The organism is Haloarcula sp. CBA1129, assembly GCF_008729015.1.
GTDB lineage: Archaea > Halobacteriota > Halobacteria > Halobacteriales > Haloarculaceae > Haloarcula.
This window is the reverse complement of the sequence record NZ_RKSM01000001.1, coordinates 696,782-720,700: the sequence shown is the minus strand read 5'-3', so window position 1 is coordinate 720,700 and position 23,919 is coordinate 696,782. Positions and strand designations below refer to the sequence as shown.

Annotated in this window: 24 protein-coding genes; 13 read left to right on the top strand and 11 right to left on the bottom strand. The window is 64.9% G+C overall.

Annotated elements, in window-relative coordinates:
• Positions 1-18: 18 nt before the first annotated feature.
• Genes Har1129_RS03570 through Har1129_RS03555 form a run of 4 tightly spaced genes read right to left on the bottom strand, consistent with a single transcriptional unit; the run spans position 19 to position 3,182 of the window.
• Complete coding sequence (locus Har1129_RS03570; RefSeq protein ID WP_151099413.1) at positions 19-576, bottom strand: dihydrofolate reductase; 558 nt, start codon at positions 574-576, stop codon at positions 19-21.
• The gene (locus tag Har1129_RS03565) at positions 573-1,925 is read right to left on the bottom strand and encodes a sulfatase (RefSeq protein WP_151099412.1); all 1,353 of its coding nucleotides are present in this window, start codon (positions 1,923-1,925) and stop codon (positions 573-575) included. Before Har1129_RS03565 ends, Har1129_RS03570 begins: the two co-directional genes overlap by 4 nt.
• A 55-nt stretch (positions 1,926-1,980) precedes the next feature.
• Positions 1,981-2,523: a tRNA (cytidine(56)-2'-O)-methyltransferase gene (locus Har1129_RS03560; RefSeq protein ID WP_151099411.1), complete on the bottom strand. Its 543-nt coding sequence runs from the start codon at positions 2,521-2,523 to the stop codon at positions 1,981-1,983.
• The gene (locus Har1129_RS03555; protein WP_151099410.1) at positions 2,520-3,182 is read right to left on the bottom strand and encodes a thioredoxin domain-containing protein; all 663 of its coding nucleotides are present in this window, start codon (positions 3,180-3,182) and stop codon (positions 2,520-2,522) included. The genes Har1129_RS03560 and Har1129_RS03555 overlap by 4 nt, the downstream gene beginning before the upstream one ends.
• 109 nt (positions 3,183-3,291) lie before the next feature.
• Here Har1129_RS03555 and Har1129_RS03550 point away from each other — a divergent pair, with 109 nt between their 5' ends.
• Positions 3,292-4,218 (top strand): NAD-dependent epimerase/dehydratase family protein, encoded by a 927-nt coding sequence (locus Har1129_RS03550; protein ID WP_151099409.1) that lies wholly within the window; start codon positions 3,292-3,294, stop codon positions 4,216-4,218.
• Between the two features lie 8 nt (positions 4,219-4,226).
• Here Har1129_RS03550 and Har1129_RS03545 read toward each other — a convergent pair whose 3' ends face one another.
• Positions 4,227-4,682 carry a YbhB/YbcL family Raf kinase inhibitor-like protein gene (locus Har1129_RS03545; RefSeq protein WP_151099408.1) on the bottom strand — a complete coding sequence of 152 codons (456 nt, stop codon included), beginning with the start codon at positions 4,680-4,682 and terminating at the stop codon, positions 4,227-4,229.
• Positions 4,683-4,729: 47 nt separating this feature from the next.
• On the opposite strand from Har1129_RS03545, the gene Har1129_RS03540 reads away from it, so the two are divergent.
• The 4 genes from Har1129_RS03540 to Har1129_RS03525 all read left to right on the top strand — a co-directional run bounded on the left by Har1129_RS03540 (position 4,730) and on the right by Har1129_RS03525 (position 7,526).
• Positions 4,730-5,512 carry a DUF2797 domain-containing protein gene (locus tag Har1129_RS03540; RefSeq protein WP_151099407.1) on the top strand — a complete coding sequence of 261 codons (783 nt, stop codon included), beginning with the start codon at positions 4,730-4,732 and terminating at the stop codon, positions 5,510-5,512.
• Between the two features lie 77 nt (positions 5,513-5,589).
• Positions 5,590-6,606: a PGF-CTERM sorting domain-containing protein gene (locus Har1129_RS03535; protein WP_151099406.1), complete on the top strand. Its 1,017-nt coding sequence runs from the start codon at positions 5,590-5,592 to the stop codon at positions 6,604-6,606.
• Positions 6,599-6,904, top strand: coding sequence for a hypothetical protein (locus tag Har1129_RS03530; RefSeq protein ID WP_151099405.1), 306 nt, complete (start codon positions 6,599-6,601; stop codon positions 6,902-6,904). The genes Har1129_RS03535 and Har1129_RS03530 overlap by 8 nt, the downstream gene beginning before the upstream one ends.
• A gap of 187 nt (positions 6,905-7,091) precedes the next feature.
• Positions 7,092-7,526: a hypothetical protein gene (locus Har1129_RS03525; protein WP_151099404.1), complete on the top strand. Its 435-nt coding sequence runs from the start codon at positions 7,092-7,094 to the stop codon at positions 7,524-7,526.
• Between the two features lie 52 nt (positions 7,527-7,578).
• Here Har1129_RS03525 and Har1129_RS03520 read toward each other — a convergent pair whose 3' ends face one another.
• A complete protein-coding gene (locus tag Har1129_RS03520; RefSeq protein WP_151099403.1) occupies positions 7,579-9,825 on the bottom strand; it encodes a PAS domain S-box protein in 2,247 nt (748 codons plus the stop codon).
• 159 nt (positions 9,826-9,984) lie between these two features.
• Positions 9,985-11,604 (bottom strand): long-chain-fatty-acid--CoA ligase, encoded by a 1,620-nt coding sequence (locus tag Har1129_RS03515; RefSeq protein ID WP_151099402.1) that lies wholly within the window; start codon positions 11,602-11,604, stop codon positions 9,985-9,987.
• Between the two features lie 135 nt (positions 11,605-11,739).
• Here Har1129_RS03515 and Har1129_RS03510 point away from each other — a divergent pair, with 135 nt between their 5' ends.
• From Har1129_RS03510 to Har1129_RS03490, 5 genes are read left to right on the top strand one after another with little or no spacing between them, the layout of a single operon-like run.
• A complete protein-coding gene (locus Har1129_RS03510; protein ID WP_151099401.1) occupies positions 11,740-12,699 on the top strand; it encodes a 1,4-dihydroxy-2-naphthoate polyprenyltransferase in 960 nt (319 codons plus the stop codon).
• On the top strand, positions 12,696-13,742 hold the full coding sequence (locus Har1129_RS03505) for a mandelate racemase/muconate lactonizing enzyme family protein (RefSeq protein WP_151099400.1): 1,047 nt from the start codon (positions 12,696-12,698) through the stop codon (positions 13,740-13,742). The genes Har1129_RS03510 and Har1129_RS03505 overlap by 4 nt, the downstream gene beginning before the upstream one ends.
• Entirely contained in the window at positions 13,735-15,303 is a 1,569-nt protein-coding gene (locus Har1129_RS03500; protein WP_151099399.1) for an AMP-binding protein, read from the top strand. The genes Har1129_RS03505 and Har1129_RS03500 overlap by 8 nt, the downstream gene beginning before the upstream one ends.
• Positions 15,304-15,354: 51 nt before the next feature.
• Complete coding sequence (locus Har1129_RS03495) at positions 15,355-16,092, top strand: NRDE family protein (RefSeq protein WP_151099398.1); 738 nt, start codon at positions 15,355-15,357, stop codon at positions 16,090-16,092.
• Positions 16,093-16,119: 27 nt separating this feature from the next.
• On the top strand, positions 16,120-16,470 hold the full coding sequence (locus tag Har1129_RS03490; protein ID WP_004517952.1) for a hypothetical protein: 351 nt from the start codon (positions 16,120-16,122) through the stop codon (positions 16,468-16,470).
• A gap of 90 nt (positions 16,471-16,560) precedes the next feature.
• On the opposite strand, the gene Har1129_RS03485 is transcribed toward Har1129_RS03490, so the two are convergent.
• Both Har1129_RS03485 and Har1129_RS03480 read right to left on the bottom strand, forming a co-directional pair.
• Positions 16,561-17,832 carry an ABC transporter substrate-binding protein gene (locus Har1129_RS03485; protein WP_151099397.1) on the bottom strand — a complete coding sequence of 424 codons (1,272 nt, stop codon included), beginning with the start codon at positions 17,830-17,832 and terminating at the stop codon, positions 16,561-16,563.
• Between the two features lie 85 nt (positions 17,833-17,917).
• Entirely contained in the window at positions 17,918-18,871 is a 954-nt protein-coding gene (locus Har1129_RS03480) for a 1,4-dihydroxy-2-naphthoyl-CoA synthase (RefSeq protein WP_151099396.1), read from the bottom strand.
• Positions 18,872-18,964: 93 nt separating this feature from the next.
• Between Har1129_RS03480 and Har1129_RS03475 the strand changes: the two genes are divergently transcribed.
• Together Har1129_RS03475 and Har1129_RS03470 are read left to right on the top strand one after the other, a co-directional pair.
• Positions 18,965-19,270 carry a hypothetical protein gene (locus Har1129_RS03475; RefSeq protein WP_151099395.1) on the top strand — a complete coding sequence of 102 codons (306 nt, stop codon included), beginning with the start codon at positions 18,965-18,967 and terminating at the stop codon, positions 19,268-19,270.
• Positions 19,271-19,324: 54 nt separating this feature from the next.
• Positions 19,325-20,278 carry a J domain-containing protein gene (locus tag Har1129_RS03470; protein ID WP_151099394.1) on the top strand — a complete coding sequence of 318 codons (954 nt, stop codon included), beginning with the start codon at positions 19,325-19,327 and terminating at the stop codon, positions 20,276-20,278.
• A gap of 3 nt (positions 20,279-20,281) precedes the next feature.
• On the opposite strand, the gene menD is transcribed toward Har1129_RS03470, so the two are convergent.
• Positions 20,282-22,060 carry a 2-succinyl-5-enolpyruvyl-6-hydroxy-3-cyclohexene-1-carboxylic-acid synthase gene (gene menD, locus Har1129_RS03465; RefSeq protein ID WP_151099393.1) on the bottom strand — a complete coding sequence of 593 codons (1,779 nt, stop codon included), beginning with the start codon at positions 22,058-22,060 and terminating at the stop codon, positions 20,282-20,284.
• Positions 22,057-23,397, bottom strand: a complete 1,341-nt coding sequence (locus Har1129_RS03460) for an isochorismate synthase MenF (protein WP_151099392.1) — start codon at positions 23,395-23,397, stop codon at positions 22,057-22,059. Before Har1129_RS03460 ends, menD begins: the two co-directional genes overlap by 4 nt.
• A 267-nt stretch (positions 23,398-23,664) precedes the next feature.
• Between Har1129_RS03460 and Har1129_RS03455 the strand changes: the two genes are divergently transcribed.
• Positions 23,665-23,880, top strand: a complete 216-nt coding sequence (locus Har1129_RS03455; protein ID WP_004517946.1) for a ribbon-helix-helix domain-containing protein — start codon at positions 23,665-23,667, stop codon at positions 23,878-23,880.
• Positions 23,881-23,919: the final 39 nt, after the last annotated feature.

Genomic DNA, 23,919 nt, shown 5'->3' with positions numbered 1-23,919 from the left:
GCCCTCGCTGACGGACGGTCAGAGGTCATCGAGCGGCCGTGGCGACGCCTGCTCGTATTCGATGACGTCGAACCCCTCGTACGACTCCCGGGACAGCTCCGTCCACTCCGCACCCAGATCCGGGAAGTATCGGTCCCCCTCGTTGCGTTCGTGGATACGGCTGAGGAACACCCGGCCGGCAAACGGGAGGAACAGGTCGTACACCGCCTCGCCGCCGATGACGTAGGTGACGGGCGGCGAGTCATTCGCTCCAGTGCCGTCGCCGGCAACGGCCTCGGTCGCGCCGGCGCGGGCGGCGGCGTCGACCGCTATCCGGGGATTTGTGGCGTACTCGACAGTCTCTGACTCGGCGCTTCGGCTGTCGTCGCTCGTCAGGACGACGGTATAACAGTCCGTGAGCGGGTCCATCGAATCGAACGTCCGTCGACCGAGGATGACAGGGTGCCCTGCGATGCGGTGCTTGTACTGTCGAACGTCCTCTGGGTAGTGCCATGGGACGCCGCCGTCCAGACCGATGACGTTGTTTTCGTCGGCGGCGACCACGAGGACCAGTTCGGTGTCGGGTATCGTTGTCATTTGTAGCCTAGCGCCTCCAGTCGCTCGTCGAGATCGTCAGCGAACTGTGTGTCGGACGCGTTCTCGAACTCAGTGTAGCCCTCAAGCGGCGTCGCGATATCCACGTCGGCGTACCGGTCGCTGTCGAAGTGGTTCCGGATGGCTGCCGCGTCGATATCGTGGTCTTCGGCCGTCCCGCCACAGCCCTTGATGACCGACTCGCGGGCGCTATCGCCCCACGCCGCCCGTTTTCGAACCTCGTCGCCGGGCCGATCATGGTAGACCAGTCGGGCGTGCTTTGCAAACGGTTCAGCGTCACCACAGATCCGTTCGGCTTCCTCGCGCATTGCCGGACCGATGGGGGCCTGAGACGCGACGACGGTCCCGTCTGGCGAAGCAAACGCCGGGCCGTCCGTGTGGCCTTCGCCCAGTGCAATTTCGCGGACTGCGTCGGGGAACCGGCTGAGCGTCGCCAAGTCCATGACGCGGTGACCGTGCCGCTGGCCGGGGGCACGGACGACGAGCGGGACGTGGTACATGGTGTCGTGGGTTCCGATCCGGTGGCTGACGGCCGGCGGCTCTGCCGGGATCGCTGTCGGTTCGCCGAACCCCTCGCCGTGGTCGCCGGCGAAGACGACCAGCGTATCGTCGAGGACGCCCTGCTCGTCCAGTCCGCGGATCAGGGTCTCGAAGATGGCGTCGGCCTGCCGGACCGCGCCGTCGTATATCTGTTCGAGAATGCTCGCAAAGCCAAGCGACAGATTCCCCGAAAGGAACTCCCAGTGCCACTTGAACCCCATCGACTCCTGTAGTTCGCGGGAGCGCTTGTCGCTCCATTCATCGTACTCGGCGAGTGGTTCGTACGGGCGGTGGGTGTCCATCAGGTTGATGCAGGCGGCCCACTCGCTCTCACGCTCGTCGATCCACTGTAGCGTTCGGTCGGCGTACCAGAAGCCGTTGGGCCAGTCGCCCAGCGAGCCGTTCGTCTCGTATTCCGAGTCGTACTGCTCGGGCGAGCCGACGGCCGTCTGAAACACCTCGTCGAGCCCAGATTCGTGGTCGGTCAGGAACGGATTGTCGGAGAACAATCCCGTGTCGTAGCCCGCTTCAGCCAACTCCTCGAAGATGCTATGGCCGGCGTCGAGTCTGGCGGTGTGGTCGACGCCGTGTTCGTGGACCTCGTGACCTGTGAACATGCTGACGTGGCTGGGGACGGTCCAGTTGCTCGGGCTGCGGGCCTGCGTGTACACCGTCGCCTCCTCGGCGAAGGCGTCGAGGAAAGGCGTGGTCTCCCGCCGATAGCCCAAGACGGAGGTGTTCCGGGCGCGGAGACTGTCAGCGACGACGACCAACACGTTGTGACGCGACATCTGCGCCACAGTTAGCGTCGAGGGATAAAAGGTCCGCGGCACAACTGCGTGGGTATCACTCCTCGTCGGGGTCGACGACTCGCTTGCCGGTCTCCTGTGGAACGACTACCCTGTCGGGGTTCTCCCATTCGCGGTCGAGTTCCCGGCCCTCGAACAGGCGGTCGAGGAAGACGGCCAGCGAGGCGACCTCTGAGTGTGGCTGGTTGGTGACGCCGACGTTCCAGTCGGCGTGTTCGTACACTTCGAAGGGGACCTTTTCCGCGCCGACGACGACCAGCAGCGGGTCTTCGGCGTGGGCCTCGCGAACGTCGTCTTCGACGTCTTGGACCGGTTCGCCGTACATCGTCAGGTGAACGACGTGCCCCTCGAAATCGCGGATGAGCCGCTTTGGCTCCTCGGTGGCGGCCACGTCGAAGGGGCCGCCGAACCTTTCGGTGATGTCGATAACGGTGTCAGCCTGATTCCGGGCGGCGTTTGCAAGCACGACCTTGTCGGCACCGAGCGCGCGTGCGGTCAGGCCAACGTGAGTCGTCATCCGCTCGTCCCGGCCGGGCCGGTGGCCCAGTCGGAGCACCGTTACCCGCGGCGAGTCCTTCATCCGTCGCTCCGTGCGTCCTCGATAGCCGACCGAACCGGCTCGTAGGCGATCTCGCTCCACTCGACGGGCTCGTCGTTGACGAACACGGTCGGCGTCCCCGAGACGCCGCGGTCCATACCGGCATCGCGGTCCCCGGACACTGTCGGGCGGTACAGCTCCCCCGTCGCGGCCGCACGGACTGTCTCGCCGTCGACATCCAGTCCCTCGGTGAGGTCGGCGTAGGTGTCCGGGCCCAGTTGATTCTGGTTCGCGAACAGGCGCTCGGAGTAGGTGAAGTAGGCTTCGTCGCCGGCGTTGTCCTGAACGGCGCGTGCGGCACTCGCGGCCTGCCAGGAAGCGGTCTCGTCGACCGGAATGGGGAAGTCGTGGAACTCGTAGCGAACGGTTCCATCAGTGAGGTAGTCGTCGCGAATCTGCGGATAGACGGACTCCGAGTAGGTCGCACAGTGTGGACAGGCGTAATCCTCGTACACCGTGACCGTCACGTCAGCCTCGGGGTCGCCAGCCACTGGCGTCGAGAGCGGTTGGCCCGGGATAGGGGTCGGCGTCTCCGCGCTCCCAGTCGGCTCCCCTTCCGAACTGCCGCCGGAACAACCGGCTATCGCGCCGAGGGCAACAGTCGTCGCCGAAAGAACGCCACGGCGAGTGAATCGAGTCATAGCCGTCTCTCACAGGGGAAGCTATAAAACGACGTTGTCATCCGGTACGGGTTCCACTGGAATCGGCCGCGACCACAACGTTTTTTCTCGACTGGGAAGCATCGCAACCATGGACGTATCAGAGAAGCGAATAGTCGTCACCGGTGGGGCGGGCTTTATCGGGTCACATCTGGTCGAACGCCTCGTTTCGAACAACGACGTTACTGTCGTCGACAACGAATCTAACGGGCAGTCTGAATGGGTTCACGAGGACGCCACGTACCTCGACGGCGACCTCACTGACCCGGATGTGGTCGCCGAAGCAATCACGAGCGATGTCGACCTCGTCGTCCATCTAGCGGCGTCGAAACTGGTCGACACGGACACGCCCCGTCGCCAGTTCGAGGACAACAGCGATATCACGTACAACATCCTCGAACGACTGCAGGAAGTCGGCGTCGAAAATCTCGTGTTTACGTCGTCGTCCACGGTATACGGCGAAGCACCGCGGCCGACGCCGGAGGACTACGCGCCGCTTGAGCCGATCAGCGTCTACGGCGCGACGAAACTCGCCGAGGAGTCGCTTGTCTCGACGTACGCCCACAGCCACGACATCCAATCGTGGGTGTTCCGGTTTGCGAACATCGTCGGCCCGCGCCTGCGCGGCGCGGTGATTCCGGACTTCATCGAGAAGCTCACCGAGGACCCGTCGACGCTGACGATTCTCGGCGACGGCCGTCAGGAGAAGTCCTACATGCACAGTTCCGAATGCATCGACGCGATGCTGTTCGCTGTCGAGCACGCCGACAAAGACCACAACGTGTTCAATCTCGGGACGCGGACGACCACATCAGTCGACCGCATCGCCAGTATCGTCGCCGACGAGATGGGCATCGACCCCGAGTACGAGTACACCGGCGGCGACCGCGGCTGGACCGGCGACGTGCCCCGGATGCGCCTCTCCGTCGACAAGCTCTCGGCGCTGGGCTGGGAGCCAGAACAGTCGAGCGACGACGCCGTACGACAGTCGACCCGCGAACTGCTCGAAGAACTCTGAGGGCGGGATTACGCTGGATACGTACCGTTTAATTGCGCTTTTTCCACGACGTGACCGCTAGCCGCGTCGTACACGTCGTCCTTGTCTGCTGCCGCGGAGAGGTCGAGCGTTGTATCTAGCGCGTACAGCAGGAACCGGTACGTGTGCTCCCGGTCCGGTGGGTTCGGACCGCCCCAGCCGACCTCGCCGAAGTCGTTTTGTCCCTCTGTGGCCGCATCGGGCTCCCAGCCCTCCGGAATTTGCCCGATGTCGGCCGGGATGTTCCAGATAATCCAGTGGTCCCACACCTTCCCGGCCGGCTCTTCGGCGTCCGGGTCGTCAACGATGAGGAGAAGTGACGACGCATCTGACGGGACGTTCTCCACCTCCAGCGGGGGGTTCGTGTTCGCTGCCGAGTAGCCGTGTTCCTCGGGGATACGGTCGCCGTCGCTGAAGGCCGGGCTTCGGAGCTGTAGGTCTGCCATGTGCAAATATATGACAGACGAACACAAAACGTCGTCCCGGCAGCCATTTGCGGCTCCGCGCCGAACCGCCGGACGTGCAGGTCGTGGGCTACCGCGCACGGGTCGACGAACACGCCGCGCTCCTGTTGGCCGAGGACGGGCGCGTCACCACTGAGCGACTGGAGCCGGGAACTGAACTCTCCTACACGCTCGGCGAGCGCCACTGCGCCGGCGCGGTCGACGGGGACCGGCATTTTCACTGCGACAACGAGTCCGCCCCGTACTGCCCGGAACACACCGACATCTGGCCGTGTGCCCGCTGTACCGGGGACTGCAACAAGCCACTTGACACCTGCGACGAGGAACACGCGGTGTATCTGGCGGCGTTCGCGCCGGATGTCATCAAGGTCGGCGTCACTCGCTCTTGGCGGCTGGAGACGCGGCTCCGCGAGCAGGGGGCTGACAGAGCTGCCCACCTCCGGACTGTCGCCGACGGCCGTATCGCCCGGCAGGTCGAGGCTGACATCGCCACTGAGTTGGGTGACCGGGTCAGAGTCCCGACAAAAATATCTGGATTCGATCAGTCCGTCGACACCGACTGGTGGGCGTCGCTGTGTGAGCGCTATGACCCGATAGCAACCTACAACTTCGCGTACGATCTGTCCCTCTCGGACCGTCCGATGGGAGAAACACTGGCGACGGGCACCGTCCGCGGGACGAAGGGGCGAGTCGCCGTGATTGCGAACAACGGCAGCGTCTACGCCGTCGACCTCCGACAGCTCGTGGGCTACGAACTCACAGACGGCGGGACCGACCGCGACCTCCAGTCGAGCCTCGGGGCGTTCGGGTAACACCGGAGACTGCCGACGCTGTAATCCACACTTGTCTGTGCAGAAGACATTTAGTGGCGGCTGTTGGCCATCCTCGTGTGCGACGTGAAATCCTCCTTACCGGTGGTGTGGTCGTGGTCGTCCTGACCATGCTCATCGGTGCAACAGCGGTCCCCGGCGCGCTCTCCGAACCGCAGGACGACGTTCGGGAGAGCTATCTCGACCTCCGCGAGACGACCATCGAGCCGGCCGCCGTCGACGGCCAGACGGTGACGCTCGCCATCGACGCGCGGCTCTCGCACCGCGGCGGTCCCGCCGAGAACGTCACCGTCGAGACGCGAGCCATCGACGCGGACACCGGCCTCGTCGCGACGACGACGCGGCAGTCGGTCGGAGACATAGACGGGGAACGAGAGGTATCGGTGCGGTCGAATATCACGGTCGAGCGAGCAGGCGGCTATCGGATCGACACAATCGTCTACGAGGACGGGAACCGCGTCGAGACCGGACAGCAGTCGGTCCAGAACGTCGACGCCCTCACACCGGCGTACGCTCGGAGTACCGTGACCTTCCAGCGATTCGAGAACGCCGGCGTCCCGCTGGACTCCATCACCTATCGGATCGACAGCGTCTCGGACAACCAGACGACGCTGAACGTCTCAGTGTACGTCACAAACGCCGGCAACACTCCGTCTGATGACCTTTCGCTCCGGCTTCGAGCGCGGCAGGCTGATTCGAACGTCATCGCCGACGAGTCGACTGTGCGGGTCGGCCAGATTCGCCCCGGACGGACGGAGATCGTCAGAACCCAACTGACGGTACCTGACGGCTACAACTACTGGCTCGACGGCATGCTCCTCTCCGATGGCGTCATCGTCGGGACGGAGAGTTCGCCGGCGAACCTCCATCCGACGGAGCGTCTACAAGAGAACGAAACACGGCAGGAAGTCGGCTTCCAGTCCAGCGACTTCGAACAGGACCGGCCCGAAGAACGAGAGATGGACGGACCACAGCAGACCGCGGCCGGGGAAGGTCCCGGCTTCACGGCGCTACTCGGCCTGATTGCCGTCCTCGCAAGCGCCCTCCTCATCGCACGGAGACAGACCAATGAGTGACACCTCCAACACCGACGCAGTGGCACAGGACATCGACACGGAGACCGGCAGCGCTGTCGACGATGCCGATGACGAGGACTCGGGTCCGGCGATAGCCCTCTACGCCCAGTGGGCGGTGTTCGCCATCCTGACGCTCGTCGCGCTCATCGCGACACTGCAGTTCTACTTCTCCGCCTCGTCGGCGATTGATACGTTCGTCACCGACAGGTACCGGCCGCTGTTCAACGCGGCGTTCAACCTCGCCGTGGTGCTCGCCTGTGGGCTGGGCCTCTCGGTGCTGGTCCGACGGCTCGCCTGAGACGGACTGTCACCAGCCGTATCAGGCACCCACAGTCGACGTTTCAGTAATCCAAGTCCGAAACTTCGCGACCCAGTCACCCGACGACGGCGCGATTCTCCGGATTGGCGTTGCTCGCTGACCGACCGTATACACGGACTATCTCGGGACGACAACCCTTTTCAGCGGCCCAACCAAAACCGGGCGTATGGCAGACGATGAACCTGACAACGCTGACGAATCTGCGGACGCGACCGAGGAAGGCGGCGAGGAGAAGTCCTTCCGCGAGCGGGTCGAGGAGATCCGACAGCAGCGCGCCGAGGAGCGCGAAGAAGGCGAGGGTGACGGCGAAGAGATGAGCCGCGAAGAGCGCATGGAAGAGATGATGGGCGGCGGTGGCGGCCCCGGCGGTATGGGCGGAGGCAACCCCTTCGCACAGATGATGGGCGGCATGATGGGCGGCGGCCCCGGTGGTCCCGGTCCGGGCGGCCCCGGCGGCATGGGCGGCGGCCCGCCAAGCCGACCGGAGGAGGAAGGCGGCAGCGACAACGAGGAACTCACGCGCGAGATGCGAAAGCTCCGAGACGAGGTCCACGACATGCGACGCTCGCTCGACCGTATCGCTGACGCGCTCGAAGACTAACGGAACGCGGCTTGCTGACGTTTCTGCGGACGAACGGCTCTCTCCGAAGTCGCTACGCATCGCGAAACGAGACGCCGGTAACTTCGAACCGTGCGCCACCGTCGGCACTGTCGCGAACGCGTATCTCCCAGCCGTGTGCCTCCGCGACCTGCTTGGCGATACACAGCCCGAACCCAGTCCCATCCGTGTTCGTCGAGTACCCGACTTCGAACACAGTCTCCCGGTCGGCTTCGGGGATACCGGGGCCGTCGTCTGCGACGTAGAACCCGTCGTCCAACGCCCCGACTGTCACGGTCACGTCCGACCCGGCGTGCTCGATGGCGTTCCGAACGAGGTTCTCGAACAACTGCTTCAGGCGACTCTCGTTTGCCAGAACGGTCCGGTCGATATCAGTGGTGAGTGTCGCATCGGCCGTCTCGACAGTCGTCCAGCAACTATCCACGAGCGACGCAAGTGCGACCGGTTCGCGGTCGGTCACGGTCTCACCGTCGCGTGCCAGTGTGAGCAGATCGGCTATCAGCGTGTCCATCCGCTCGTGTGCCCGCTCGACAGCGGCCAGATGCTCACTCTCGCACTGCTCGCGTGCCAGTTGCAGTCGTCCTTGGGCGACGTTCAGCGGATTCCGCAAGTCGTGGGAGACGATGCTGGTAAACGCTTCGAGCCGGTCGTTGTGCTGTTTGAGGTCTTGCTCGCGGTCGCGTAACTGTTCGGTTCCTTCGACCTGCTTGAGTGCACTGGTGACGTGTCCGGCCAGAATCTCACCGAGGACGATGTCCCGCTGGTCGAACGCCGCGGTCCTCTTCGAGCCGGCCAGCAGGATTCCGTGCTCGTCGAGCGGGAGATATAGCTCGCTTTTGATCCGCGTGTCCGGGTTGTAGATATCCGGGTCGGCATGGACATCATCGACGGCGAGTGCATCGCCGGACTCGTAGACGCGCCACGCGATGCTGTCTCCGGGTGTGAAGGTCGGTAGGTCCGGTACCAAGTCATAGATCGCGTCGGATGCGGCGACCGGTTCGAGGGTCTGTTCCGTCTCGTTGTAGAGGTGGATCGTGCTCGCTTCGAGTCCGAGCACAGTGCGCGCTGTCTCGACGCCGATCTCGGCGACTTCCTTGCGCGTGTCCGCCCGAATCAGATTCTGCACCGATTCGCTGAGCGCTCTGAGGCGGCGTTCGTGTTCCTTCCGCTCGGTGATGTCCTGCTGGAACCCGACGTAGCTGTCGACCGTTCCGTCATCATCGCGGACCGGGGCGATAGATACCTGACTCCAGAACATGGTTCCGTCCTTGCGGTAGTTCCGGAGTTCGACTGACACGGGTTCGTCCGCATCGATGGCCGCCCGCATCGCGTCGACCGGTTCGGACTCGGTCCCTTCGCCTTGCAGGAACCGGCAGTTTCGGCCGCACACCTCCGACTCCGCGTAGCCGGTCAGTTCCAGAAACCGACTGTTGGCATAAGTGATCGGTGTGTCCTCCTGCCCGAGGCCAGTGATCGTGATTCCAATGGGTGCCTCGTCCATGGCACGCTTGATTCGGGTGAGTTCCTGTTCGCCGTCGCGCTGGTTGGAGATATCACGGACTGTACAGACCAGTTCACCACGGTCGGTCAGCGCGAGAACGTGGTCTTCGGTGAACGTACTGCCGTCGGCACGGAGCCCGGTCGTCGTTCCGGTCCAGTACCCGTTCTCCTCGACAGTCGGGATGATCTCTTCGTAGATCCGTGGAATGTCTTCCTCTTGATACAGGAGTTCCCAGTGTTCTCCCACCATCTCGTCCGGATCGTAGCCATAGAGGTCCGCGTAGGCTTCGTTGACGAAAATGAACTGCCCGTCTTCGTCGAGGATGCTGATCCCTTCCTGTGCGGTTTCGATGGCGTCGAGTTGGCGGTTGCGCTCGCGTTTGACACGCTGGGACTCCACAGCGTTCGTGATCCTGTTCGCGAGCACCGCGTACTGGTCGGTGCCGCTCCCTTTCTGCAGATAGTCGGTGACGCCGGCCGAAATCGCGTCGCTGGCGATCTCTTCGGAGCCTTTGCCGGTGAAGAGAATGAAGGGGAGAGCATCGTACTCCTCGCGGACGGCTTCGAGAAACTGGATGCCGTTCCGGTCGGGCATGTCGTAGTCGGAGACGACACAGTCGATGTCGTCGTCGGCCAAGATAGTCAGTCCCGCCGCGGCGCTTGTTGCAGTCTGAACCTCTAACCGGCCGTCCTCGCGTTCGAGAAACGACGTCGCCATGTCGGCAAACCCCGGCTCGTCGTCGACGTGGAGAATACGCATCGTCTCATCGGTATCAGTCATAGATCTGCTTAGTAGTCCTACACTACAGGTTGGTGAGTTAAAAGACCGTCTCCGTAATTGAGAACTGATACATTGGGGTTATTAGTGGTCAGTCTGTGCCCTCTTGCGTCGCAAAAACCTTATATCTAGCTGATGTTTCGTGTTCGCCGTTGTGTGTTTCTACCCCTGACCGACCATCTCGTCTTCGTCTTCCCACTCCTGTTCGCGGAGTTCGTACTTCTGAACCTTCCCGGTCGCTGTCGTGGGCAGTTGCTCGACGAACTCCACGCGGCGGACGACTTTGTAGGTCGCCAGTTGTTCTCGGGTGAAGTTCCGGAGGTCTTCGGCTGTCACGCCCGGATTGTCAGGGTCACCGGAGTTCGGGACGACGAATGCCTTCGGCGTCTCGCCCCATTCGTCGCTCGGTGCAGGGATGACCGCAACATCGCTGACGGCGTCGTGGTCGTAGAGCGTGTCCTCCAGTTCGATGCTGGAGATGTTTTCGCCGCCGGAGATGATGATGTCCTTCTTGCGGTCGCGGATGGCGACCATGCCGTCCTCGTCGACTGTCGCCAAGTCGCCCATGTGGTAGTAGCCTTCGACGCGGTCGGAGAAGGCCTCTTCCGTCTGTTCGGGCTTGTTCCAGTAGCGGTCCATCACCTGATTACCGCGGACAACGACTTCCCCGAGTGTCTCGTCGTCGTGTGGCACGTCGTTGCCGTCTTCGTCGACGACCCGGACATCCGTCCCGAGGTAGCCGATGCCCTGACGCTTCTTGACGCTGAACCGGGCGTCGCTGCCGTCCTCGAAGAAGCGGCGAGCGTCCGATGTCGTGACGAGCGGGCCGGTTTCGGTCGCGCCGTAGACGTGTTTCAGGTACCAGCCGAAGTCGTCTTCGACGGTTCGGATGACGGCTTCCGGCGGCGCGCTGCCGGCCGTTGCGATGCGAACATCGTTGGCACCGTTCGTCTCAATCTCCCCGTCGTGGTCCGCGTAGCGGTCCGCCAAGATGTTCAGCACTGTCGGCGCGCCACAGAGATAGGACACGTCCTCTGTCCTGACGGCGTCGAAGATTCCTTCGGCGTCAACACCGCGGGTACAGACGTGTTTCGCGCCCATACCGGTGACCGAGAAGATGTGACCCCAGCCGTTGACGTGGAACATCGGCAGCGTCCAGAGGTAGACGTCGTCGTCCGAGAGCTCCTGATGCAGCGCGACCAAGTAGGCATGGAGCGTCTCCGTCCGGTGGGTCCGGACGACGCCCTTCGGGTCGCCGGTCGTCCCGGATGTGTAGTTGATAGTGATATCGTCGTCTTCGTCCATCTCCGGGCGCTCATAGTCGGTCCCCGCCGCCTCGATAATCTCGTCGAATGATTCCCAGTCGCCGTCGACAGCGTCCGTGTCGTTGGTGACGAAGGTTTCAGTGGGGACCTCGTCGCGGATCGGCTCGATCTTCTCTGCGTACTCGTAGTCCGCGTAGACCGCATCGACCTCGGCGTCCGAGAGGATGTATTCGAAATCGTCCGGCACGAGCCGGTAGTTCAGTGGTGTGTGGGCCGCCCCCAGTTGCATGATCCCGTAGGCCGCTTCGAGCTGGTAGTGCGTGTTCGGGTCCAGCACGGCCACCCGGTCCCCCTTCTCGATGCCACGGGCAGCCAGCGCCGCCGAAAACCCGTCGGCCCGCTCGCCGAACTCCTCGTAGGTAAACCGCTCACCGGTCGTGGCGACGATAGCCTCTTTGTCCCCGTAGTACTCCCGCGCACGGTCGAGAAAATCCGTGGTAAGCAGTGGCTTATGCATCTCAGCCTATCGTATGGTTAATCATGATAAAGTGGTTGTGATACTCCCCTGATCTTGCTGTCACGCGAACGGGTCATATTTTGGGTGTCCGTCGAACCACAGCCGCTTTGGGGATAGCGTCCCCAGTTTCGACCAATGAGTACAGCGACGGCGGACGTTTCGAAGCGACAGGCGTGGGTGATGGCCGCGCGGCCACAGACACTGCCTGCCGGGGCCGCGCCAGTCATCGCCGGGATGGGGCTGGCAGTCCACGCCGGGGTCTTCGCTCCACTGCCGGCAGTCGCGGCGCTGCTGGGCGCGCTGCTTATCCAGATCGGAACGAACTTCGCGAATGACTACTACGACGCGGTGAAAGGGGCCGATACCGACGAACGCGAGGGGTTCACCCGGGTAACCGCTGGCGGCCTCATCGACGCTGACGAGGTCAAACGAGCGATGATAGCGACGTATGGGCTCGCCGTTGTCATCGGCGTCTATCTCGTCGCCGTCGGCGGCCTTCCCATTGTCATTGTTGGCCTCTCGGGTATCGCCGCCGGGGTTCTCTACACCGGCGGTCCGTTCCCATACGGCTACCGCGGCCTCGGGGACCTGTTCGTGTTCGTCTACTTCGGCCTTGTCGCGGTTACCGGGACCTACTACGTACAGGCCGTGGCGAGCGCCAGCGGCGTCGGCACGTTCCCGATGACGCTTCCGCCGGGATCGGTTACTGCTGCCGCCGTCACGGCGAGCCTCCCGGCAGCCGGCCTGTCAACCGCGATTCTCGTCGTCAACAACATCCGAGACCGCGAGACAGACCGCGCCACGGGCAAGAAGACGCTAGCCGTCTATCTGGGCTATGGATGGAGCCGCGTCGAGTTCCTGTTGATGGTCGGGATGGCCTACGTCGTCCCGGTCGTGTTCGCTCTCGACAGTCAGTACGGACTGCCCGCGCTGGCTCCGCTACTAACGCTGCCGCTGGCAGCCACCGTCTCCAAGACGGTCCTCACACAGACCGGCGGCGATGCGCTGAACCCGACGCTCGAACGGGTCGGACAGACGTTGTTCGCCCACTCCGTCCTGTTCGCGCTGGGACTCGCCGCCCCACAGCTACTATGAAGGTCGACCCGTTCTCGCTCCCGCTTTCGAGTCCACTTGCCACCGCCCGCGAAACCATCAGCCAGCGCTCCGGGTTCGTCGTCCGCTACGACCACCGCGGCGAGACCGGCGTCGGCGAAGCCACACCGCTTCCGGGCTGGACTGAGTCCGTTGATGACTGCCAACGCGGGCTCGACGACGCGGCCGAGGTCGCTGCTGGCGGCGGGCATACTGATATTCTCCTTTCACTGGACGCCGCGTCCGTCCCCGCTGCCCGCCACGGCTTCGCGACCGCGTTGCTGGACGCCGATGCCAAAGCCGACGGCGTGCCGCTGTACCAGTGGTTCGATGCTGACAGGCGATGCGACCGGGTTCCGGTCAACGCGACGGTCGGGGACGGGTCGCCAGCCGAGACAGCCGACGCCGTTTCACAGGCGGTCGAGGCCGGCTACGACTGCTGTAAGCTCAAAGTCGGGAAGCGATCCGTTGACGAGGACGTAGAGCGCGTTCGGACCGTCCGCGAGCGCGTGGGCGACGACGTGACGCTCCGGGCCGACGCAAACGGCGCGTGGTCCCGCGAGCAGGCTGCGGACGCCTTCGACCGGCTCGCGCCGCTTTCCGTGGCCTACGTCGAACAGCCGCTCCCGGCCGACGACCTCGCCGGCCACGCAGCCCTTCGGGGCACTGGCGTCGGCGTCGCGCTTGACGAGTCGCTCGTCGACCGCCGGGTCGATAGCGTACTCGACGCCGACGCGGCCGACGTGCTGATACTGAAACCGATGGTACTCGGCGGTCCGGGCAACGCCCACACGCTGGCGCTCCGCGCTCGTGAGCAGGGGATCGAACCCGTTATCACGACGACTATCGACGCCGTCGTCGCCCGCCTCGCGGCGCTGCACGTCGCCGCCGCAATTCCCGACGTCCGAGCCTGCGGTCTGGCGACCGGTGACAGACTGGCGGCCGACCTCGCTCCGGACCCGACGACGGTGACCGACGGAACGATGTCGGTCCCCCAAGAGACTGGCCTCGGTATCGACCCGGCAGAGGTGAACCCCGATGCGTGACCCCGTCGACTGGCCGACAACGGACCTCGTCACCCACCGTGCCGCCACGACGCCAGACCGAACGGCGATGGTCGCGGCGGATTCGGGGACAGAAGTGACGTACCGCGAACTCGATACCGCTGTCGACGCGGTGGCTGCCGAACTCGACCGGCGGACCGACGCCCCGGACGCCACCATCGCGACGCTCCTGCCGACTCGGCCGGCGGTCGGGACGCTCCTGTTCGCGGCGATGCGACAGGGAGCGACGCTGGCACCGCTGAACGTCGAACTCGACGCGGAGACGATCCAAACACAGCTGTCGTCGCTCGACGCCGACCTCCTCGTCTGTGGCGACGGCACTGCGTCACTGGCAGCGGACCTCGACGGCTGTCCCGTCGTTTCTGTCGACGGGGACTTGCCCGGCACCGGTGTAGCTGACGAGGCAGCCGCGAACGTTACGGCCGACGAGGCAGCGACGGACGTGCCGGCCGACGAGACAGCCACAGATGTGACTCCAGCGACCCTCTCCCGGACGGACACACAGCTCGTTATCTTCACCTCGGGGACGACCAGCGAGCCGAAGGGCGTCCAGCTAACCGTCGGCAATCTCGTCGCCAGCGCCATCGCGTCCTCCTACCGCCTCGGCGTCCTTCCTACGGATCGCTGGCTGGTGTGTCTACCCACGTATCACATGGGCGGGCTGGCCCCGTTCGTCCGGAGCGCGCTGTACGGCACCGCAGTCGTCGTCCAGCGGTCGTTCGACGCCGAGACAACACAACAAGTCATCGCCGACCGGTCGGTGACGGGCGTCTCACTGGTGCCGACGATGCTCTCGCGGCTGCTGGATGCGGGCTGGGAACCGCCAGCCTCGCTTCGCTTCGTCCTGCTCGGTGGCGGCCCGGCCAGCGAGTCGCTCGTCGAGCGGTGTCAGGAGCACGGTGTGCCAGTGTGTCCTACCTATGGAATGACCGAGACGGCGTCACAGATAGCGACGGCGCGACCCGAGACCGCGTTTGAGCGGTCCGGCACCGTCGGCCAGCCGCTCGTGTTTACCGACGTAACGGTCGTCGCTGACGGTGAGCCGTGCGACCCCGGCGAACACGGCGAGATCGTCGTCGATGGCCCCACGGTGACACCGGGGTATCTGACCGGAGACGGTGACGCGTTCGGCGACCACGGGTTCAGGACCGGTGACGTGGGCTATCGGGACGCGGATGGTCACCTCTGGGTGGAGGGCCGCGTCGACGACCAGATTGTGACCGGCGGGGAAAACGTCGACGCGAGTACAGTCACAGCGGCGATTCGCGACCATCCAGACGTTGCTGACGCGGCCGTAGTCGGAGTGCAGGACCCGGAGTGGGGGCAGCGCGTCGCGGCACTGGTCGTTGGTGAGGTCTTGCCCGGAACGGTTCGAGACCACTGTGCCGAACGGCTCGCCGCCTACGAGGTCCCGAAAACGGTTCAGGTCGCCGACGCGCTGCCGCGGACGGCCTCCGGAACCGTCGACCGAACCGCCGTCCGGTCGCTACTCGCTGCCGATACCGGAACGGGCGATGGCAGGTCGAGCGAAGCGACCCGATAGCGCAACGAGCGGAGCCAAGCGGTTTTCTACGTCCGCAGCGTACTGGGACCCGTGTGTACAATCGTCCTCGCGTGGCAGGTCTTCGACGGCACGCCGGTCGCGGTCGCGGCGAACCGTGACGAGCGACTCGACCGGCCGTCGCAGTCGCCACAACAGCGCCACTGGGGGAGTCGCGTCGTGGCACCGGCAGACGAGGAGGCCGACGGGACGTGGATCGGCTACAACGAGCACGGCCTGCTGGCGGCGGTGACGAACCGCTGGGTCGACGCCGAACTGGCCGGCGACCGCTCGCGCGGCTTGCTCGTCCGGGACGCGTTGAGTCACGAGAGCGCGGAGTCCGCCGCTCGCGCCGTCGAGCAAGCAACTAGAGCGGCCGAGTACGAGGGGTTCAATCTCCTGCTGGCCGACGAAAACGCCGCCGTCCTGCTGGAATGGGACGGTCAGCTCGCGGTCCAGAACTTCAAGCCCGGCGTTCACGTCGTCGTCAACGTCGGTGCGGACGGCGACTATCGGATTCCCGCCCATCGGCCCGATGCCGGCGAGGAGCAAGCGACAAACGCGACACGGCTACACGAGGTACTTGCTCCGGAGCCCGGCGAAGCCGCCGACGAGTGGATCGACCGCGCTGGCGATACCATCAGCGATCACGAGTACGGCGTCTGCGTCCACGGCAACGGCTTCGGCACGCGGTCGTCATCGCTCATCACGCTGGGTGCTGACCACGAGTATCAGTACGCGGACGGGCCGCCATGCCGGACGCCCTACCGCCCGGTCGAAGGTCAGATTTAAGCGGCCGTCTCACGGTGTACACAATACATGAGTTCAGCAGCGTCGGAGGCGGACCTTTCTGACGGCGAGCGGGCCGGGCTCGAACTGATTCGTGAGTCCGGTGGCATCCACCAGAGCGACTTCTGGAAAGAACTCGACGTCTCCTCGCGAAAGGGGAGTCGCATCGTCGAGTCTCTGTTCGAGAAGGACCTCATCCAGCGTGAGGAGACGGTGTACGAGGGGCACAACACGTACTACCTGACGCCTGCGGCCCGCGACCTCGACTTCTCACTCCTGATGGCCGGTGACCAGCTCTCGCCCTTTATCGGCGACGAAGAGGTCGACCCCCACGACGACACCTTCTCGCAGTGGGTCATGACGCTGGCGTACGAGGACTGAGCACCCGGCGACCTGTCCGCCCACAGCACCCTCGCCGGATGGGTCAAAGCTGGCAGTGGAAGCACAGCGGAGTTTCGTCGTAACTGGTCACTACCCGTCGGTCCGGATGGTCTCAGCCACTCGCCGGTGGTCGAACAGCTGGTCCGCCGGCTCGAACTCGGGGTAGGAATCGCCGTTCTCGTAGCCCGGCCACGCGCCGAACTGCTCGGGATACAACTGCTTGGCTGTCATCTCAAGCTGGAAGAGGTTCATTAGCGGCCCCTGCCAGCGGGTTCCCTGCGCGTACACGCGGTCATTCCGGACTGCCGACAGGTCGCCGCCGACGGGGTCGTCTTTGAGGTTCTGTGTCATCTGCTCGAAGTCGACGGCGTCCGTGACGGTCCAGAGCGCGAGTATCGCATCCGGGTCGGCCTCTAGCAGCGCCTCCATGTCGACCTGTTTGAACGCGCCCTCCCACTTCTCGCCGCCGAAGGCGTCGACGGCACCGAGCGGTCGGGTGTGGGAATTGAAGTACCCGGGCGCGTTCAGTCGGAGCAGGTATATCGAGGACAGGTCGGTCGAAATGGAGAGGAAAGCTACCGTCGGTCGCTCCGACTCCGGCGGGAGTTCGGCCTCGATAGTCCCGAGCAGGTCGTCGTGGACCGACGCCAGCATCTCGTAGCGGGACCGTTCACCGTACAGCGACGCGACACGGTCGAACAGTTCCCAGAGGGTGTAGTACTGGTACGTGTCGGCCCACCCCTCCGGCGGCGTCGCGTGGAAACTGCTGTAGTAATTACCGAGCCACGGGCTGATGTTGTCCGCGACCTCGTTGATGTCGCTCTGGTTCCAGTTGTCTTGTGTCGACAGCCACGCCGGATCGACGAGATGTAGGTCGCTGTCGAGTTCGTACAGTTGCTCCTTCGAGAAGCCGTACGACGCCGTCCTGTCCGCCCACGCGATATCGAAGCCGTCCATCCCGGCGGTGAAGTACTCGAGCGTTGACGCAGTTCCGTCCCACCAGACGTTGTTGATGCTCTCCCCGCGACCGAGTGCGCTCGCCATGTCTGCAAACCACGGGAAGTGCGTGAGGACGTTCTCAGGCGAGTCGTCGAGACGAACCGTCCCGACCGGCAACAGGTCCGTCGTGTAGTCGGACGCCGGCGTCGAAGTCACCGGCTCCGTCTGTTCCGCGTCTGTCGCTGTCTCGCCCGTCGGCGTCGAATCGTCGGTCGACTGGCCTGAACAGCCCGCGAACAGACCCCCGCCGATGACCGCGCCGCCGTACGTAATCGCCTCGCGCCGCGTCGGGCCCTTGCGTGTCGTTTCGTCGTTGGACGCGGTTTTAGGTTGGCCTAATAATTTAAAACACTTCGCTTTCACGGCCGGCGCTGAGCTGCGCTTGGTCGCTCCGACATGGTCAGCCGGTAGGACCGTGGGCAACACGCGATGGTACTGCTCTGCCCGCTTAGTAGTGCCACGGCACGTCGTCGAAATCCGGCTTGCGGCCCTCGTTGAACGCGTCCCGCCCCTCCTGTGCCTCGTCGGTCATGTACGCCAGCCGCGTCGCCTCGCCGGCGAACACCTGCTGGCCGACCATCCCGTCGGAATCGAGGTTGAACGCGTACTTGAGCATCCGCATCGCCGTCGGTGACTTCTCATTCATCCGTTTGGCCCATTCGATAGCGGTGTCCTCCAAGTCTTCGTGGGGCACCACGTCGTTGACCATCCCCATGTCCGCGGCTTCCTCGGCGTCGTAGGTCTTCCCGAGGAAGAACACCTCGCGGGCCTTCTTCTGGCCGACCTGACGCGCGAGATACGCCGAGCCGAAGCCGCCGTCGAAACTTCCCACGTCGGGGTCCGTCTGGAGGAATTTCGCGTGTTCCTCGCTGGCGAGCGTGAGGTCACAGACGACGTGCAGCGAGTGGCCGCCGCCGACGGCCCACCCCGGGACGACCGCGACGACGGGCTTTGGGATGTGGCGAATCTGGCGCTGGACTTCGAGAATGTGAAGCCGGCCGACGTTCTCGGGAGCGTCGTCGGTCACGCCGTCACTCGTTTCTCGCGGGTCGCTCTGCTCCCCGCTCGCTGTGTCCGAGTCGCGGGGCGACTCGCTGTACTCGTACCCGCTCTCGCCGCGGATGCTCTGATCCCCGCCGGAACAGAAGGCCCAGCCGCCGTCTTTCGGCGACGGGCCGTTCCCAGTCAGGATGACACAGCCCACATCGGTCTGTCGCTTGGCGTGGTCAAGCGCTGTTGCGAGCTCGTCGACTGTCTCCGGCCGGAAGGCGTTGCGCTTCTCCGGTCGGTCGAAGGCGATGCGGACCGCGCCCGTGTCAGTCGAGCGGTGATAGGTGATATCGGCGAAGTCGAACCGGTCGATGACCGTCCATCGCTCCGGGTCGAATATTTCAGAGACCATACCGTGGCTCGGGACGGCCCTCGCAAAAAGATTCCTCGTACGCGCTCACTTCAGAGCAAACGCTTTGGTGACGCGCACATGAACCGACTAGCGATGCCCTCCACGCAGACCCGCCGCGCGGCGAAGGCGGCCCTCGCGGTCCTCTCGGTCGCTATCGTGCTGTACAGTCTGATTATCGTGCAACAGGTCCTCCTAGGAATTCTCGTCGGCGTGGTCCCCTGGATTCTCTACCTGTTCCTGCGCCTGCTCTGGGCGTTAGAGCGCATCGCGACGGCAATGGAACAGCGTGCAGAGATGGACCGTCGGCAGGCACGGCCGCCTGTCGGCGAGGATAGCCATGCAGGCGACCACCAGCGGCCCCGCGGCACAGGGGAGGAGGCGTCGAGTCGGAGTGAGTGAGGACGGACGGTCGAACAGTGCCGGACCGACTGGGAGACGGGTGTTACGTCTCGGATGACAGAGACCTTCTACGATGTACTGGGCGTTTCAACCGACGCTTCGACGGCGGCAATCGAGGCGGCCTATCGGGAGCAACTGAAAGAGACCCATCCAGACGTGAGCGACGCGGCCGACGCCGGCGAGGCCACACAGCGACTCATCGAGGCCCGCGACGTACTCACCGACGAGGCCGAGCGGGCGCGGTACGACCGGGTGGGACACGACGCCTACGTCGCGAGCGGGAGTAATATAGCGGACGACGGCGACAGTGACGCGGCCGAAGCGGCGCGGCGCGCAGGCTATGAGGAGTCTGCTTCGGCTACCGACCGGACCGAATCGAGCGCTGACTCCCGCACATCTCAGACCAACGCCCGGGAACGAGCGCGACGCGAACGGGCCGCCAGAGAGCGCGTCACCGAGGACAGACAGCAGCGCTCGACTGCCGACGCCGATACCTCTTCGAGCACCGGTCAGTCGGCCGGCGCGACCAGCGGGACGGCAACTGCGTCAAAATCAGCGTCGACCCGGCACTCGGACACCACCGCGACCAGCGGCTTCAGCGACACCGCCGGCAGCGGGGCCACTTGGAGTTCGTCGTCCACGTACTCCGTCCGCCAGACCGACACCCCATCCCGCGGGCCGCTCTTGGAGATGCCGACCAACCGGGGGCTGACGCTGTTTGCCATCACGTTCGCCCTCTACCCGGTGATGCTGTTCAGCGCGCTGCTGCCGGCGTTCCCGTTGTGGGTCAACCTGACAATCGGTGTCTGTACGCTCTTCATGGTCGGTTACCTCCAGTCCGAGCCCACTATCGCGATTATGGTGTTCGGGAGCTGGAGCCTGACAACAACGGTGCTACTGGTCACGCTGAATATCAGTGCGTTCTCGCTCATCGGGGCGCTGGCACTGTCAGGGACGTGGCTCCCGTTCGGACTGTCGCTGCTGACAGCGTCCGTGTTGCGGCTCTGAAAATCAGTCGCCGGCGAGGGATGCCGCGACCTGTTCGGCAAGCCGCTCTCTGACCGCGTGGCTGTCGCCCGCGTCGAACCGGACCTCGATGACCTGCGTCCCATCGGTCCGGACTGACTCGGCGAACCGCTCGCGGAACTGCCGACGGTCGGCTACCCGCTCGAACTCCAGCGAATAGAGCGCCTCGGTCGGCTCGAAGTCGAGCCCGTGTGGCGTCCGGAACTGGTCCTCGAAGGTGGGGTGATCCTCGATGGGCAGCATGTGGAAGATGCCGCCGCCGTCGTTGTTGAGTAGGACGACCGTCGCGTCCACGGCACAGCGACCGAGGGCGAGCAGGCCGTTCATGTCATGGTAGTACGCCAAGTCACCGGTGACGAGCACGAGCGGGTCCGTCGTCGCGCTGCCGGCCCCGAGCGCCGTCGAGGTGATGCCATCGATGCCGCTGGCTCCGCGGTTACCCAGCACGGTCAGATCGGCGTCGCGGGGTCGGCCGAACCGGTCCATGTCCCGTATCGGCATGCTGTTCGAGACAAACAGCGTGGCTGGATCGGGGGCCAGCGCCGCCACGTCCGCGAGAACGCCGCCCTCCCAGTAAGTGTCGGCGACGGTTTCGGCAACGGCGTCCCAGTGCGCCTGCTCCGCCGTGGCGAACTGCTCGCGCCACGACGCCGCGATACCGTCCAGCGGCTCCGCAGCGAGCGCGTCGGCAGTGGCGTCGGGGTCGGCAACGAGTAGGTCTGTTGCCGTGAACTCGGCCTCCGACCAGCCGCCGGCCGGGTCGACGAGGAACTGCTGGCAGTCGGCGTCCCGGAGGTAGCGCCGCAGCGGCTTCGAGGTCGGCGACGCGCCGAATCGGACGACGACATCGGGGTCACCCCACTCGTCGACGCTCTCGCGTCCGAGATAGCCGTCGTAGCCGCCACAGACCGGCACGTCGAGGCTGTCGACGTGCGGGCCGAACCGCATGTCAGAGAGCGGGTCCGCGAGGACGGGAAAGCCAGTCTTCGACGCCAGCCGCTCCAGCGACTCGGCACCGAGCCCCCGGTCGGCCGGCCCAGTGACGATGAGTCCCCGTTCAGCGGCCCGAAGCGACTCTCGAACACGGTGCACTGTCTGTTCGTCCGGCGTGACCACGCCCTCACTCGTCGTGACGAACGGTCCGTCTCGGCCAGCCTCGGCCGCATCGTCGCCGCCCGCCCAGTCGGCCGAAACGCCCGCCGGGTCGTCCTCGGGCACCGGCGTCGGCTCCAGCGGCTTCCGGAACCGACAGTTCAGGTGGACCGGGCCCGGGTCGGCTCCGGTACTCTCTGCGAGGGCGCGGGCCGCGGTGGTTCGCAGCATTCGTATCTTCCGTGGCTCAGCCTCGGGCTCGGGCATATCTCGATACCAGCGGACGGCGTCGCCGTACAGCTTCTCTTGGTCGACAGTCTGGTTCGCCCCGCTGTCGATGAGCTCGGGCGGTCGGTCCGCCGTCAGCACGAGCAGCGGAACGCCCGACTGGTTCGCTTCGATGACCGCCGGGTGATAGTTCGCTGCCGCCGTCCCCGACGTGCAGACCAGCGGCGTCGGCTTGCCGGTCCGGCGGGCGCGTCCCAGCGCAAAGAAGGCCGCCGACCGCTCGTCGAGATGGGAAAACACCTTGATTTCGGGGTGTTCGGCGAAAGCCACCGTTAGCGGCGTCGAGCGACTGCCCGGCGAGAGGCAGACTGCGTCAACGCCGCCCGCGGCGAGTTCGGCTACGAGCGTCTCCGCCCACAGCGTGTTGACGTTCGGTGCAGTCATTCCAGTTCGTCGAGAATCGGCCGGTATTTGAGCTGGACTTCGTCCCACTCGCGGTCGGGATCGCTGTCCGCAACGATGCCTGCGCCCGCAAACAGCGTCGCCTCACGCTCCGTGGCGACGGCCGAGCGGATGCCGACGGCGAAGGTCCCGTTGCCGGCGGCGTCGACCCAGCCAATCGGGGCGGCGTACCAGCCGCGGTCGAACGCCTCTGTCTCGCGGATGGTCCGCAGCGCCGCGTCCGGCGGCAGCCCGCCGACGGCCGGCGTCGGGTGCAGCGCCTCGACCAGCGAAAGGACGTGCTCGTCGTCGTCGAGCTCGGCCGTTATCGACGTGCGGAGGTGCTGGACTGTGGCGAGCCGGCGGATCGTCCGGTCGCCGATGCGGACCGTCGAGGCGAAGGGCTCCAGCTGGTCCCGTATCGCGTCAGCGACGAGCTTCTGCTCGTGGCGGTCCTTCTCGCTGTCGAGGAGTTCCGCTGCGAGCCACTCGTCCTCGGCGGGCGTATCGCCCCGCCCCGTCGAGCCGGCCAGCGCCTCCGTGCGGACCGTCCGGCCGCGGACCGAGACCAGTCGCTCCGGCGTGGCTCCGAAGAACGTCCCCTCGCCGGAGGCTGGCGACAACATAAACCGATAGCAGTCCGGGTACGTCGTGGACAATCGGGCCATCACGTCGGGGACCGATAGCTCCGCGTTCAGCGTGGCGTTAAGACTCTGAGCGAGAACGACCTTCTGAAGCTCACCGCGGTCGACGCTTGCGACAGCGGCCGCCACCTGCTCGCGCCAGCCGTCCTGTGTTGGCGTGCGCTCCCGGTGTGAAATTCCCGGCGGGGTGCCCGGTTCGCACCCGGAGTGTGCGACCAGCCGGTCGCGCCACTCCTCCAGTAGCGTCTCCGCTTCGGTCGCGGCTTCGGGACCTGTCGCGACCGTTGTGAGCCAAGCGTCGTCGTCCCGCTTGGTTACCTGTATCTCGGGGACGAAAAACGCTGCACTGGGAAACCCGTCCCAAGGGGAGTCCTCTTCCTCGTGCGTTCCGTTGTGGAACGCGAATCCTCCGAACGCTCGCGGTCGAGCGACGCTCGGGAGAGTGTCGGGGACTGAGCAGTCATCGAACAGCGCTTCGACCGCTGTCCGCACGTCGTCGAACCGCGACTGCCCGTCGGCAGTCACAGCCGCCGCGCTCCCGCGGGCCGCGATTGACTCTGTACCGGCCGCCCAGAAGAACCGAGGGCGAGCGTCCGTTTCCAGTACCGCCCGCACCGGTGCATCGTCGAGGCGACACCCGCGTGCGACGACCGTTGTCTCACCAACCGTCGTCTCGTCACCACGCAGTGGTTCCATCAGCCATGCCTTAGGATTGCGCACCTTTGAGCCTAACTATACGCTCGATTCTGCACAGTGGCCGTTCGACTGGAACGCCGTCGTGGAGCCGCCGATTTCGCGCCGTTCTGCCCGCCACGCAACGTGACGGGACGTGATTCTTATTCACAGAAATTAATCTCTGCCTTCACAAATTTCCTCTCACGGTTCTACAATTGTAATTCTGCAATCTGCGAACACACCCCCGTCAGGTTTAAATAGGGCATAGTCGAAGCCCCCTATGTTGCGATGCCTAAGGTAGAGATCAATATCCCGGAACATCTGGAGATGCAGATCGCGCAGCTCGTCGAGAAAGGCGAGTTCCTCAACCGCGAGGAAGCCATCGAGGACCTCCTATCGACCGGGCTCAAGGCGTACAAAACCTCCGGACCACAGGACGAAGACGAGGAGCCAGGGTTCGAAGAAGACGGCATGATGGGCCACGACGACGAGTACGTCTTCTGAAAATACAGGCGTGAGCGTCTGGTATCCCTTCTCAAGCAA